The organism is Candidatus Pedobacter colombiensis (assembly GCA_029202485.1).
Classification (GTDB): domain Bacteria; phylum Bacteroidota; class Bacteroidia; order Sphingobacteriales; family Sphingobacteriaceae; genus Pedobacter; species Pedobacter colombiensis.
Genome location: CP119313.1, coordinates 2277376 through 2292585 on the forward strand (window position 1 = coordinate 2277376; position 15210 = coordinate 2292585).

The 15210-nt window shown below is 42.0% G+C and carries 8 protein-coding genes; 5 read left to right on the forward strand and 3 right to left on the reverse strand.

Translation table 11 applies throughout. The features are described 5' to 3' along the window. Positions 1-184: 184 nt before the first annotated feature. Entirely contained in the window at positions 185-1117 is a 933-nt protein-coding gene (locus tag P0Y49_09700) for a hypothetical protein (protein WEK21411.1), read from the reverse strand. Positions 1118-1287: 170 nt separating this feature from the next. On the opposite strand from P0Y49_09700, the gene P0Y49_09705 reads away from it, so the two are divergent. Continuing rightward, entirely contained in the window at positions 1288-1668 is a 381-nt protein-coding gene (locus P0Y49_09705) for a VOC family protein (protein WEK21412.1), read from the forward strand. Positions 1669-1723: 55 nt separating this feature from the next. On the opposite strand, the gene P0Y49_09710 is transcribed toward P0Y49_09705, so the two are convergent. Then, positions 1724-2581: a YXWGXW repeat-containing protein gene (locus tag P0Y49_09710; GenBank protein WEK21413.1), complete on the reverse strand. Its 858-nt coding sequence runs from the start codon at positions 2579-2581 to the stop codon at positions 1724-1726. Between the two features lie 252 nt (positions 2582-2833). On the opposite strand from P0Y49_09710, the gene P0Y49_09715 reads away from it, so the two are divergent. The 4 genes from P0Y49_09715 (at position 2834) to P0Y49_09730 (ending at position 14817) form a co-directional block, all read left to right on the forward strand. After that, positions 2834-3640 carry a helix-turn-helix domain-containing protein gene (locus P0Y49_09715; protein WEK21414.1) on the forward strand — a complete coding sequence of 269 codons (807 nt, stop codon included), beginning with the start codon at positions 2834-2836 and terminating at the stop codon, positions 3638-3640. A gap of 159 nt (positions 3641-3799) precedes the next feature. Further along, positions 3800-5422 (forward strand): hypothetical protein, encoded by a 1623-nt coding sequence (locus P0Y49_09720; protein ID WEK21415.1) that lies wholly within the window; start codon positions 3800-3802, stop codon positions 5420-5422. Positions 5423-5434: 12 nt separating this feature from the next. After that, positions 5435-12781, forward strand: coding sequence for a hypothetical protein (locus P0Y49_09725; GenBank protein ID WEK21416.1), 7347 nt, complete (start codon positions 5435-5437; stop codon positions 12779-12781). Positions 12782-12816: 35 nt separating this feature from the next. After that, complete coding sequence (locus tag P0Y49_09730; protein ID WEK21417.1) at positions 12817-14817, forward strand: hypothetical protein; 2001 nt, start codon at positions 12817-12819, stop codon at positions 14815-14817. Here P0Y49_09730 and tatA read toward each other — a convergent pair whose 3' ends face one another. Then, positions 14818-15150 (reverse strand): twin-arginine translocase TatA/TatE family subunit, encoded by a 333-nt coding sequence (tatA, locus tag P0Y49_09735; GenBank protein ID WEK21418.1) that lies wholly within the window; start codon positions 15148-15150, stop codon positions 14818-14820. Between the last annotated feature and the right edge of the window lie 60 nt (positions 15151-15210).

Below are 15210 nucleotides of genomic sequence, written 5' to 3' on the forward strand. Positions count from 1 at the left end.
TATATGTTTTGATTAGACAACTTTTAGTAAACCAACTAATTTTAATAATCGACAAAAAAGTGTAAGCTTCCCTCAAAATGACCTCCCCGAAAAACCAGACAGCTGAAAACTCCAAAAATCCGGACAATCATCGGGAATCGCCAACCAGCTCTATAAAAGCTCACAAATTGTGTACTTTTTATTTTTAGAAAGTAACAATAGCTGAAGGCTTCCAGTCACTATTTATAGTTACGGTGGTTGTAGTGCTTGAAGTTAAAGATGTAAATAGCGCACCGGATAAAGTTGTCATTTTATTTTTCTCAACAACCACATCTTTAATAATCTTTTCTACAATCAGGCTTCCCGAAGTATTGTATGCGCGGATGCTTACATCAGTTGTGATAAATCCATTATACTTTGGTATAACGAATGTAGAAGAGGAAAAATTTAATGTACCTTCTTGACTTGGCTTAAGTAGAAATTCAACAGTTTGAATTTCTGTTAAAAGATCACTGGAACCATAAAATCTTACCCGTGTACAAGATGTAAAATTTAAGGATATCTTAGCTAAATCCTTAGGGAGTGCGTCTGTAAGTACAAATCCAATTTTTCCTACCTCTCTGTCCAAGGTAACACTTTGATTAACTGCGTTATTAGTAACCTTAAAATCAGACACTTGTTTGAACCAATCCCCTATGCCATAGGGAAAAATACTAGTGATGTATGCGTTTGCAATATTCTCTTTGCTTAAGAGATCATAAGAACCACTCATTCCAGCCACAACAAGTTTATAACTGCCTGCAGGCAATTGCACGTTAATCGTTCCAAAATCGGCGTACCTACTAGTTTGAATAGAGTCTTTAAGCAACTGATCACTGGAATTATAAATCAGATATTCAAGTGTCGTAATTTGATCTGAAAGTTTAGCCGCTGCCTGATCCATAGTTTTGTTCACAGCAGAAGACTTAAAAGAAGGTAAGGGAGTGACCTCAGTTGTAAAACCACTTACATTAAAACTTACATTAAACAATTTCGGATTTGCAACTGGTGTTTCTACCTGGTTATCTTTTTTACTGCAAGAAAAAATGAGCATTAGAATAGGAAGAGCGAAATAAAGCAGTTTTTCGTTAATTTTCATAATAGAGAGGCCTATTTAGTTAAAATAAAGTTCTAAGATAACAAAAAATTAATTAATAGTGCCTTTAATGCCAATGACGAAAAAACATTGAAATTTCAATAATAGAGATTGATATCAATACAAACTTTATGTATCCTGACTTGTAGTATTAAAGCTAAAAACAACAAGTCATGTTAGAAAAATCAAAAGCATTTAGCTCATTTTCAGTGGACAATCTGGAGAAAGCAAAAGAATTTTACGGATCAATACTTGGACTCAAAGTTAAAGACAATCCAATGGGCGTACTGGAGCTGCATATTGACGGATTATCACCGGTAATGATTTATCCTAAACCCAACCATCAGGCAGCAACATTTACTGTACTGAATTTTCCCGTCCAATATGTTGAAAATGCAGTTAGCGAGCTCGAAAAAAAAGGTGTCCGTTTTGAACATTATAATGAAGAGCATCTTAAAACAGATGAAAGAGGAATTCTTCGCGACCAGGGACCCGTCATTGCCTGGTTTAAAGATCCGGCAGGGAATATTCTTTCGATAGTGGAAACAATTTAAAATAAAAAATCCTCAGAGTTATCCGAGGATTTTTTGTATTTATTTAAATGCAGCTTTAGCCTCTGCGACCACCGCGGCCTCCGCCGCCGCCACCCATTCTCATTTGATGACCACCCTGGTCAAATCTTTGACCTCCAGGTGCACTCATACTATGTACTGCGGGCCTCGTATTTGGAGCATGGAATTGACCTTTTTCATTGCTCATATTTATTTCGTGATTCCGTTGTTCTTCACTTGCAGGAGTACGATTTTCCATACGTCTCATTTCCTCACCATTAGCACGATAATTCACTCCTCCGGTACCATTAAAACTCGCCCGGTTCCTGGCGCCCATATTCACTTTGTTTACATAAGTATTGTGAATGTTTTTGCCTACACGCCATACAGAAGTATTATACATAAAATGTCCACCTTCCCATCTGCCTCCAAAGAAGCCGGTACCAAAGTAACCGAATCCGTAGTTAATTCCACCATAATAGCCTACAGTTGGTCCCCAGTAACCAGGGTGCCAGCCATAAAAGCCAAGAGAAAAGCCCCAATATCCAGGAGTCCATAATAAACCGATAGACGGTGGTAGGACCCAGACACCTGGTACCCAATAGTAGCCATCTGCCCATGCCCAATAGCCTGGAGTCCAGTAATATCCATCCCCTGGACATGGAGGTTGCACATAATCAGGTAAGGCTGGTGGTGCCTGTTGAGTTTTGACAGTCACATCATCCGGGAAAAGGTCTGTGTCTTGTGCGAAAACCGGAGGTGCGATAAATAATAAAATGACGGATAACATCATAAGTTTCTTCAGAATCGAATGACCAGAAGATACCTTTTCATTTGCCAAATAATTGTCTGGACTTTCAGTAATTACTTTCTTTGGAAATAGATTCTGCAGAAAGTTAGGTTGTTTGTTTTTCATAAAAGTTGTTTTAAAATTCAATAAAAATCCCTAACCATAACACTAGGCCATCGCCTGATTTACAATCGAATAACAACTCCATCGAAAATTAGTTTTAATCCTGATTAAAAAAATAAAGGACATTTAAGACAACCGTATTAACTTCCATTATTGCGATAAAGGTACTCAGCTTGGGATTTAAGAAGAAGCCGCTGTGTGTCTGTGTATTAAGATTTTTTTTGCATTTATATTTTAGTTAAAATTGTAGCTGTTATGGCAACTATTGAGCAGCGACCAGGTAGGGCACTATTGCCCTATATCAGTTCTTATTGGGAAATTGGCTATCAGCTGGCCAAAGGAGATACTGTGCCTGTGCCTTTCGGATGTACCGGAAGAATATTGATGGTACTTTCCCTTAACGGCGACATAAGCTGCATAAAAGACAACGGCCAATCCATCGAAAGAACCAAAAGCACTTTAATAGGACAGGTTACACAACCTTATACTCAGATTTTTTCAGGCCCTACACTTGGAATGGTCATTGCTTTCACACCTGCCGGTTGTGCTGCACTCTGGGGTTTACCCATGCACGAGCTGACTGATGATAGTTTGCACCTGCCCGAAATAATTCTAGGCTTTGATACAATCACAGACCAGCTGCGCATGGCCTCAGATACAGCCCAAAGATTTACAATTTTAGATGTCTTTTTGATGAAATTGCTAAAAAAAAGCAAATCAATTGATAAACGGATTGAAGCTGCAACCCAGGTACTGATCAATCAACCCGGGAAACTAAACATTAAACAATTGGCTGGATATGTAAACTCTTCTGAGCGGACTTTAAACCGTCGATTTACTGAACAAGTAGGGCTATCTCCTAAAGAATATGCCCGCGTAATCCGGTTTTTACAGGCTAAACGCTGGCTATTGCAGCGAGCTAATCCAGATTGGAGAACCTTATTACATACCCTTGGCTATTATGATCAGAGCCATTTAATTAATGAATTCCGTCATTTTACAGGCAAGGCACCTACTGCCTATCTACCTACTTTTTCTCACGATTACGATATCCTCTGGTAGCTTAAACCTTTAAGCATTGCCAGTAAAACTTGGCTGATTTTTCCAATACATTGCTTTTGGCCCAAATTATATTTGAGGTTCAAAAATAATGTGACTATGGTTAGTACGTATACCCGGATTTTATTTTGTGTGCTTATCCTATGCTTGCCCCGAATAAGTATGGGGCAAGATTTAAACGAGCTGATTAAGCAGAAACCATTTGCCATACAGGGCACTTTTGGAATAGGCATGGGAAATTATTTTTCCAGCGGCATAGCGCCTAGAGCGCGTAGCTTTTCCTATCTTTTTAACGGGATGCCAAGTCTCTCTGTTTATGGAGTTAATTTTCCCTTTAGTGTAGTCGTTAGCGATCAGCAACGAAGTTTCAGACAGCCATTTAACCAGTACGGGATGAGCCCGCGGTACAAATGGATTACCCTCCATGCCGGTTGGCGAAACATCGAATTTTCACCTTTTACCTTATCTGGCATTAATTTTTTAGGAGGCGGGGTAGAACTCAATCCCGGAAAATTACGCTTTGGCCTGATCTACGGCCGTTTCAACAAAGCTATTGAAGAGGAAATACAACCACTGGCCTTTGCGCAAACACCAGCCTACAAGCGAATGGGCTACAGTGTAAAACTCGGTGCTGGTACCGAAGCCAATCACTTTGACTTTATTTTGGTAAAAGCAAAAGACGATTCCACATCGCTTAAAACAAGACCAATCCTTTCAGGAATCAGCCCTGCAGAAAATGTTGTGGTAGGTATAGCAAGCCGGTGGACTTTATTTAAACGCATTTTATTGGATCTGGAAGCCTCAGGCAGTTTATATACCCGCGATTTATATGCCGACACGATTGGCAGTAAAGGAGAGTTTAAAAAAGTCAACTTCCTGAAGGGACTGATGGCGATCAATACCAGTACCCAATTGCTTAGCGCAGGTCAGGCAAGTATAGGCTATCGTGGAACAGGCTACAGCCTTAAACTGCAATACCGCAGGGTGGATCCGGATTATAAATCCATGGGAGCCTATTATTTTGAAACAGATGTAGAGAACTACACCATAAACGGTGATGTTAGTATCCTGAAAAATAAAATCAGGCTTAATGGAAGTCTGGGATTTCAGCACGATAATATCCTGAAAGATAAACTGGCTACCTCCAATAAAAATATCGGTTCGCTCGGAATATCTTATAACCTGATCAGGTTTGGTATTGATTTGCGCTATTCCAATTATGGCCTGACTCAATCCAGGGGGATCAATCCGATCATAGATACCATTCGGATAGCCCGCACTAACCACAACCTGAGCATAGTTACCCGTTATGGTTTTGGCAACGCATCTATACCGCAAAGCCTGGTACTAACCGGTAATTTGCAGTCGCTGGTTGATCTCAATCGTAAAACTGCCGGCCAAACCGAAACTAACAGTAAAACAGGAAATCTATCTTATCAACTCGCACTGACTAAGTTGGCAATCAGTTTCAATGCAGGTTTTAATTATGCTGTGTCCGACTTATTAACTATGAAAAGTGAGATTTACGGGCCAACCATAGGTATAGATAAACAATTCCTAAAAGGCAAGGCCTTGTTAAATACTGCCCTAAGTTATCAGCAGCAAAAGAACAACCATATAGATGCCGGGAATATATTTAGTGGCAATGTAAACGGCAGTTACCGAATCAGTAAACGGGATGCGCTGAACTTATCCCTCAGCTATCTGAAAAGTAATTCGCCCGACAACCTAACACCAACTTTTGACGAAACGCGAACCAATCTGAACATTACCCATCGCTTTTAATCCTACACACTTATGAATTTTAGAACCATACCATCAGTCATATTCCGCAGCATCACACTGAAAATACTAGGACTGCTGCCGCTGCTCTTGTTTTCAGGTTATCACTCCAGCGCCCAACAAGATGTGGTGAATTCGGTAAATGTAAACCTGACCATTGTACCGCCATATTCTCCTTATTATTCAGATTATTCAGGAGCCAATGCTTCAAAAGTATTCGTGGTGCTGCAAAATATGAGCAGGCAGCCGGTACAGCTCAAATTACATGGAAAACTAACGGGCGACAATGGTTTAATGATCACTACCAAGCCCAATTATATGCCTTCGCAGCCCATTATACTCAATGGTGGAGAAGTAAAACAATTGAATGGAATATCGCTTAAGGATATCTTTGACCTGGATAACCTGGATATCAGCGGCGGAGATAAAAACAAACTCATGTTATCCTCACGCTTGCCTGAGGGAAATTACAGCTTGTGCCTGCAAGCTTTAGACTACAATAGCGGACGGCCAATTTCTGGTACCGCCGTTTCAATGGGATGTAGCAACATCAGCATCCTGTATCCGGATGCACCGGTGCTGATTAATCCGATGCCAGCTACTGAAACCCCAGTAACAAATCCGCAAACGCTGGTGTTTACCTGGGCCAATCCGGGAACGGTACCTATTGGTACTCAATATAAACTGGAAATTGCAGAAATGCCGGATGCCACTAAAAATCCAAATCAGGTGCTCGATGCCACTTCTTTCCCTTTCTTCTCGCAAATGGTTTCCACCACATCTTTTTTGTACAGTGCAACTGCACCTGCTTTACAGATAGGTAAGCACTACGCCTGGCGGGTTACAGCTACAGATTTAACAGGTAAAGTAGAGTTTAAAAACAAAGGTGTAAGTGGAGCATCAACATTTATATATGGCACAAGTACAATTACCTCCAATTTGCCCATTACAGCAGGCGCTTTATTTGTGGTTTCCCCAACTTGTCAGAATAATCCATCTCCTGTAGAAGTGTTGATGGGGCCGAATAATGATTTGTCATTCAGCTGGCTATGGAAAGAGCAGATGGATAGAATGCAGGTAAGTGGACAGTTGGACGAAAACACATTGTCGAATTATACCCAAATAAATACCCCTAATGGACCAGTTATCATCGCCAGATATGAACTCCTTTTTAAAAGAATTAGCAATAACTTGCACAGCAGCAGTGAAAAGACTCAGTTGAGTTATAGCTTCAATGCACCAAAAGGGAATTTGAAATTTACCGATATACAGGCCAGAGCACAAGGCTTTTTTACCGGCGAAGTGTATACCCTTAAAATCACTGCTTACGATAAAAAAGGAACCATTATTGACGAAACAACATCATGCCCCTGGCTCATTAAGGAAGAGACTGCAATAGCGCAGACGCAATTGAATGTAACCGGAAAACTGGCATATACCTTTGATAAAACAACCTACTATGGAGCCAATAACACCAGCATCACGCTACAACTGGTAGATCAGGCTAAACCTGCCTTACAAACTTATCAAGTTAACGGAAAGCCAGTTTCAGTTGTCAATCTTGACCCAGCTAAAACATCAGTGTCGGTAAGCACCGATGCCGAAGGTAATTTTAAGGCCCAGATCCCGATTTCAGCAAATGATAAAGGCAATAAATATATCCTGATGCGCATCAACAGTGCCTATTACGCCATGCTTGAAAATAACATTCCGGTTAAAATACCCGAAATAAACAGATCTACAGCAAATGGCAAAACTACAATTCAACAAGATACATTAAAGCTTGGTGAAGTACGTACCGGGGTTTACAATTATAACCTTGCAGTAACCCTTAAAAAAGGCTTTCCTGATAAAATAAGCATCAATGATTTTAACGCAGTAAATGGAGCTGCCGGTTATGTGCCCGTTAACTATAACAATCTATCGATTGATAAAAGTTCTATCGACACCTTATCACGCTTACCGGCAGGTATCCCAGTAATACTGTTTCGCAAGGCAAAATCAGCTTATATACCTTATTACGAAGCTGGGAAAAAGATAACAGCAACAGCGCAAAATGCCAATTACATCCCGGTTGCAGAAGCCAAAACACAAGTCTCAACAAATGGAAAGACCATTGTTCAGTTCAAACAGCTGATCTGCAATTTTGAGATGGGGGATGAGTATTACCTTCAGGCCATGCTGCCCGACACGGGAGCAAACCGCAGGGATGAGCTGACTGCACCTATACAGCAGCAGCGCTTTATGCCTTCGTCAGACCAACTGCAAACCGCAGCTTCTAACACGCTGAACCAGGCAATCAATTACAACATTATTTCTAAAAAGCCACCTATGGCAAAAGTAAAGGGCAAGGTGATGTACCAATGGCCAAGTCAGCCAGGTGTATTACGCCCGTATGCCAACAAGCCTTTCGAAATCAGCATGCGGGTTAAAACAAATCTGGATAAGAGTGTAAATGCCAATTGTCAAAATTATCCGGTAGAGCTGCAGCAGGTTTTTAAAGACGCAAGAGGTGGTGGCAGTACCTCGGTTCCCCTGGCACCAGGGCCAGATAATCTGGTGGTAGGAAGAGGTAGAACAGATGCAAAAGGAAATTTCGAAGTATCCATTTTAAACTTTATGCAAATGGGGACTATTGAGGGGCTTGTATTGAAACAAACAGGACCGGCAACTGGGCCTACCTGTGCCGAAATTGCTGCGATGCAAAAGCAGGCCGAAGAAAAGGCCAGACAGATTGCGTCGCAACCGGTCACAGTAGCAGCCCCAATAGTCGTTAGTCCTGTACAAAGTATTACACAAAGCATCAACCTCTTCTCAAGTACGGTACAGATCGGCACTTCCGCATCAGCAACGTCTCCTGTAGGAGGAACAATATTAAAAGGACCCTCAGCCTTCGAGCCCCTGGAAGGAACAATGGAAGCTCGCATAGATATTCCCGGTTTTGTAGACCGCTATTTTAGTCTTGACGGTTTGCCGGTAGTCGCATCCATCAGTGGCGGTAGTCCGGCCAATAAACCAGATCGTTTTGTAGTCCAGCCTTTTGAAACAGTTGATCTGGGGACGATTGTAACCAATGTAGATGAAATTCAGGATTACCGCATCAATTTTTATGTGAACAACAGCAAAAGTAACGAAGCCCTTACTGGTGCCAAAGTGGTGGTATTTAGGGGCAAAGCCCCATCAGTAACGCCGCCCGATGGAGAAGGGTCTATAAGTCACCCTAAAAAGAAATTATTGAGCCCGGATTTTGGAGGCACAGCCGATTATAAAGGAACCAATGGGGTAGCTTTAAAATTCGATGATCCTGTAGAATGGGTTATTGATACGGCTTTTTCCATCACTAAAGATGGCGGAAATAAAGGTTACATCAACCTGGGTAAAAAAAGGTTACTAAACAACGAAAGCCTGTATGCTTTGCAGGTAACACCAGGTGCAGAAAACGGAGGAGGAAGTTTTCAACCGGTACTGGTCTCTTTACCCATCAATTATCATTCCGGCTGGAACGAAGTGGTAAGTAGAAATGACTATTTGGGAACAGTTGTAGTTGCTCAAGGCGCTCAAAGCTATGATTCAAGAGGGGTATACCTTGATCTTTCCTCCAGCAGAATTGCAGGAAGAGTGATTGATGCCAGCAGCAGCAAAGGAATCAAAAATGCCACTATCTGCCTCAATAATTTAAAAACCAATGCCTACAGGTTTATAACGACCATAGATACCAGTGGTTATTTTGAGATCAAAAGTGATCAGTTCAGTAATTTTTTATGGAAGAATGAGGAGAAAATAAGCATCACCGTGTATGCAGATGGTTATACCACACCAGCAGCGATCAGTCCGCAGGTTACCGAAAAGGGCAATAAGTATTATTATACCCTGTTGATGAAACCCGCTAAAAGTTTGGTTTTAAAAACTGTTGATGCAGTAAGTAATCAGGTGGTAACGGCTTTCGCTACCCGCGGCGACGGAACCATTTTTGACCAGGTTACTACCGCCTCTGGTTTGTTCATGATGGCCGTACCAGCTGTCGGAGTACAAAAAGTGACCATTTACCCTAAAGATCCCGCATATTTTGAAGAAACAGTCAGCTATAATCCCACCGAGTTTGATGGCACCAAAACCATAAAAATGCTGAAAAGGCACCACCGTATGCGTTTTGTTATGGTAGACAATAATGGCAATAAAATCCAGGCACTGAATACCAAATTTAAAGTAATCATTAACAACGACCCAACAAAAGTAGGGGTATACGAAAGCAATGGCGACATCTCCTTTGATTTTGAAAATGTATCTATAAACAACTATACCATTCAGGTCATTGACATAGCTGGAAGAGGCTACATTCCCAAGGTATTTAACCTTAAAAATGAGGAATCGAAGCTACCGATAGTTTACAATGTTAAAATGTTGCAGGGTTTCTCCGTAAGTGGGTTGGTAACCCTGGCACAGGGGCTGAACAGCAAGCCTGTGCAAAATGCCAGGGTTTACGTGGATTACAACAGGCAGGCAGAGGTAGATTATAACAATAACACAGCTGACGCAACGGCGTATTCCCTGCTGGAATCAAGAACGGATAAGAATGGCCGATATGTGATCAGTGGTATCCCTTATAATGTAGAGAATGGCAACCTGAAAGCCACCTTGCAGGCTATACTGGATACCACTTTTAATGTAAATGGGGATAAAAAGACCATTAACATAGCTCCACTGGCACAAAATGTGGCCGATTTTAAACTAACAGGATTAGATATACCCAAAATTTCAGGTATCTGGGGATACCCGTTATCCATCGAAAAAATAGAGGAACTGAAGGTGTCTGGCATAACCAAATACAAAATCACGGGGCTGGTCGACCTGAGTACTAACCAGTCGAAATTGGTACCTCTTGATCCTAAAACTAAAGTGCGAATTACCGATGTCATCTTGGTGAAAAGTACAGTAAAGGTAGAATATGTACCTGAGTTGGACGCGATACCGCTGGATGCCCTGGCTACTTTAAAAATGAAATACCTGAACCGATATAACGTGATTTTAAAGAATCCAAAGAATATAACAGGCAGACCACTGCCCCTGACATTGGAGAAAATGAGTACAGGAGGACAAAATGGAGGCGCAGTAAACGCCATGGTAAGTATCGTAGATAACTCTTTTGATTTCCCATCTTCGTATTTAAGCTTTCAGGACGCTCAGAGAAAGGTGCCGGTTTCTTTCTATTTGTTCAATAAAAATGAACGCAGTAGCACAGGCTTGCCTACAGTTAGGGCAATCTACAATACCGATTATAACTATGATATTTATAACCTTTCAGATTCGACAGGTAAAGCCTTGAAATTCTCTTTTATAGGCTTTCCGGCTACAGCAGATCCTTCTGGGTCTTTTATTGCTACAACTGGAAAGATAAACCTGGATGTCAATGTAAAAGCCAAAATTCCCAACAGCAAACAAGGAACGTTGGATATCCGCATCAAAAATCTGGTGCTGGATGGGAATAGCATTGAGAAAAGTAAAGGTACAGAGCCGATACAGATAGATTTGCAGACCTGGAAATTACAGGTGAAGGATTGGGAGATTGACCCCAAACAGGGTGGAATTGTTTCTGCCAATACCTTAGTTAAAACTGGAATTGTAGATGTAAAAGCCAGAACCTTTAACCTGCGTAGTGACCTGTTTGTGCTGAAAGATTTTGACGTCGAAAATATCTCTCTGGGAGGCGGTTTAGTGCAGCTGACAGGAATTGACGCCAAAAACACCAGTCTGGTTTTCGACGAAGCATGTGGAAGTGACCACGCAGCACACTGGCGGTTTTCTGCAGTGGGCAGCGGGAACAAGCCTGTAGCCAGTATTCCTTTGCCTGCAATTGCCAATAAGGTTGCAGCTACTATACTGGACGTAAATTATTTCCAGCTAATCAGTTACAACAATGAGAATATTGTAAGTCTGGCCAATAATCAGAATGGACTCAAACTGTACAACAACAAGAAGTTTACGTTTTTCCCCATGTCCTTTACGAGTGATAATAATTCTTTTGCTTTGACCGGGCAAACTAAGATTGATGTCCCCCGGATTGGCAATATGGCTTTAAACCTGGTTTATACTAAAAACGGATCGGTATGGGACATGGAACCAGGTAATTTTAAACTGGGATTTGAAGGCAAAGGCTATGTACAATTTAACCGAGACGAGACAGCAAAAATAGAACAGCAAGGACACATTACTAAGATGAAAGGGTTGGTGCAAGAGCCCGGCAAGATCAACCCTATGCCTTGTACTTTCTCTTTTGGTGAGCCGGTTAGTGGCAGCGGTATGGTAGATAAAGGTACTGTAACCTTACTAAGCGGTTACAAGTTGCGGTTAGACGGATCGAGCAGTTCGCCAGGAGCGCCGGCAGGGGATAACGACCTGAGCTTGAGTATTAGTAGTGATGCAACAAACGGGATGCGTGTAGATGGCACAAACGACTGGTCTACCCTTAAGTTTTCAGGTCCTTTAAACGACCCGAAATCCGCTGCGATGGTCAAAGAAAAGCCGATCTATAATTTCGAGGTTCTTGGCGATATCCAGGTGAGCGGAAACCAGGTGAAAATGGACCAGGTAAGTACGCCATTGGGGAATGTAGAGATGGTTTACGACTTTGACGCCAAAGAAATGCGAGGCAGTCTGCATATGTCTGAAGTGAATTTTGGCGGCTATTTGTTCTCTGGGGATGTACAGGTGACCAATGGCTCCAGGGGCATGTTGATTCTTGGTGCAGGTTCGCTAAATACAGGCACGCTATTCTTCAACGGCTTTGGCACCTTCAATATCGGCCTGCTTTTTGGCAATTCCAGTTTAACTAACAGCAACATCAGTACAGTAACGCAATATAGCAAGGCTAAAGAAAACATCTGTTGGTTACAACAGAACCAAAGCAACTTTAAAGGTTTCTTTTTAACGGGAGGCTATGATCTGATCAATGAACGCTATGGTTTTGATATTGGTATTGCTTCTGTTTATTTAAATGCTATGTTGGGAGTTGAGGTCACCTTGGGTGGTAATTTCGCCACCTCGCCTTCACCAAATCTGATGGCCTTGATTGGTGCACACGGTGAGATCAACGCTGGTTTGGATGCCATAACCGGTACCTCTATCTCTGGTGGCCTCTCAGCGCATTTAACCGCATCCGCAACCTATAGTACCGGTGGTTTTTCAGTCAGTGGAAATGCTGGTGTGAAAGTCAAGTACATGGTCAGTCAATGGATCCCCTTAGTTGGCCAAAAAAGCTTTGGAGGAAGTATGGATGCTGGCATATACATTACGCCTAAAACATTGAAGTTTTCATTGGGCCAAAACAATACAAATGTAGCGTGTGTAACTAATAAAGACCTTTAAACCTGAAAGTAATGCGACAATTTAAAAGTATATCAATGAAATTAATGAACCTGATCCTGGTAAGCTGTTTTGTAATTAGCAGTAGTTTTGGACAAAATCCAAAAGCAGTGCCCGGACGTGCAGGTATTTGGATCATTTGTGGCGACAAGCTGCCAAAAGGATCTGGTTATAAAATTATGCGCCAGAAAGGCAATGCCGGTTGGATAGATTTGGCAGAATTGCGTATGCCAGCTACGGTAGAACAAGTGCGAGCTGAGCTGTTGAATGTGCAGCGAATTGCAGGGCTCGATCTTGCGCCCATTTCACAGGTCAAGCTCGACAGCCTATGGCAGCGGATCAATGCACGAACCAATGAATTTTCTCCTCCCGAAATACAGGGTGACTATGCCCTGCGTAGCGCAATTGGCACAGCCTGGTATGATGCCACAGCAGATAGCCTGACTAGTTACAATTACAAAGTGCAATTACTACAAAAGAATGCGCCCCCCACAGAAGGGCAAATCACAGGATTTACCACTTATCCTGGTGAAAAATTCAGCACAGATATTAAACCAGTTCTCATTAACCCTTCAAAAGAGGGAATTTATGCCGAGTTTGAAGTCGTCGATCAGGGGAAAATGACCCATTGTAAAGTATTTAGAGGTTATTACATGCGCAGTGGTTATCAGGAGATCAATGTATCGCCCATGTTCATCAGTCGCAACAATAAACTTTTCATTTCATTTACTGATAAAACGGCAGTTGAAAAAGTGCCTTACACTTATGTGTTGATGCCTTTTGATGCAGTAGGTAATACGGGTTTGCAATCGCCAGAGATCAGAGCTTTCAATGTTCCGGAAAAAAGTATTGTACCGTCGGTAACCAATTTTAAAGCGATATCTGCAGAAAAAGAAAAAGCCATTAAACTGAGCTGGAAGCTGCCAGCTACGCAAAACATCACTTCAGTGGATATTTATAAGAGCAGAACATTCGACGGGAAATACCAAAAGATAGCCAGTCTGGGTTCATCGGACAGCCTTTATCTGGATCACTTGGTAGACCCCATAACCACCTATTATTATACCATCGGATTGAATGGGGTATATGAGTCGTCTCCTTTATCGCCCCGTGTTCCAGGAGTTTTAAAGGCCAGCAACGAAAACCGCTTCCCACCTCAAAACCTGCAGTTGAGGCAAAACGGACAAGAGGTCATCCTTACCTTTAGCCGTATGGAACCAGACACCAGGGCTTACCACATATACCGGGCAAGGGGTCGCGAAGGGATTTTTGAACAGTTAGGCTTGCCCATTATTACCGACAGTAGCAGGATTGCATTTATCGATACCATTCCGGCCACGGCTACCTCCGAAGTATATGCCTATGCTGTGGCCGATCAGAACACTTCATACGTCATCAGCCCCAGAACTGAAGCAGTATATGCTTATACTTCCGGCAGCGCTAAACTTCCCATTCCACATGATGTTTATGTACGGAAAACAGATGATCAAAAACTGCAGGTGATCTGGCCGGATATGCGGCGGGAATCGGCTACTATACAAGGTTATTTACTGTATCGACATGTAGAGCCATTAGACAGTACAGCAAAAGGTACAGCAGCGGTATTACTAAGCCAGTCCGTTATTCCTGCAACTGTAAACTGCTATACTGATAGTTTAATTGAAGAAGGAAACCGCTATTTTTACAGCATTAAAACAGTAGGGGAAACCCTTAAAAACAGCAGTAGCCCAAGTTTAGAAGCCGGCTATACCTTATATGCCGACATTCCTGGTGGCCTGGCCAATGTTAAGGCTTTTGGAACTGGCGATGCCGTTGAATTGCATTGGGATAACCCCATGGGACAGGAACTAAGGGCCATAAAGATATTCAGGGCCGAAGAAGGGAAACCTGCAGTGGAAATAGCTAGTCTGCCGGCAAATAAAGAAGCATTCACCGACAAGACTGTAAAGACCGGCAATGTTTATTATTATAGTTTTAAAGTGCAAAACAGTAAGGGAAAAACAAGTATGCCGACAACCCCCATAGGGATCAGGTTGTAATTAACCTGGATTGTCCCCCGTACTTTCTTTAGCTGCTGAACCCTTGTTTAAATCGTTATTTTCTGTAGCTTCAGAAGATGCTTTGCCACTCTCAGCTGTTCGCTCGCCAGCTTTTGGACTCAAATCTTCCCGAGGCTCTACAGCGTTTATATTGCGGTGTATTTCTCTTTTCACACCTTCAGAAGCATCTTTAAAATCTCTCAGACCCTGACCTAATCCACGTGCCAGTTCCGGCAATTTTTTACCGCCAAATAGCAAAAGAATAACTACAAGGATAAGCATGATTTCGCCACCACCCATATTTAAGAATTCAATTAATGTTCCTGTATACATGTTAATATTACTTTAAATAAACCATTTAAGTTTTTTCAAAGATAGAGCGTGTTAAACATA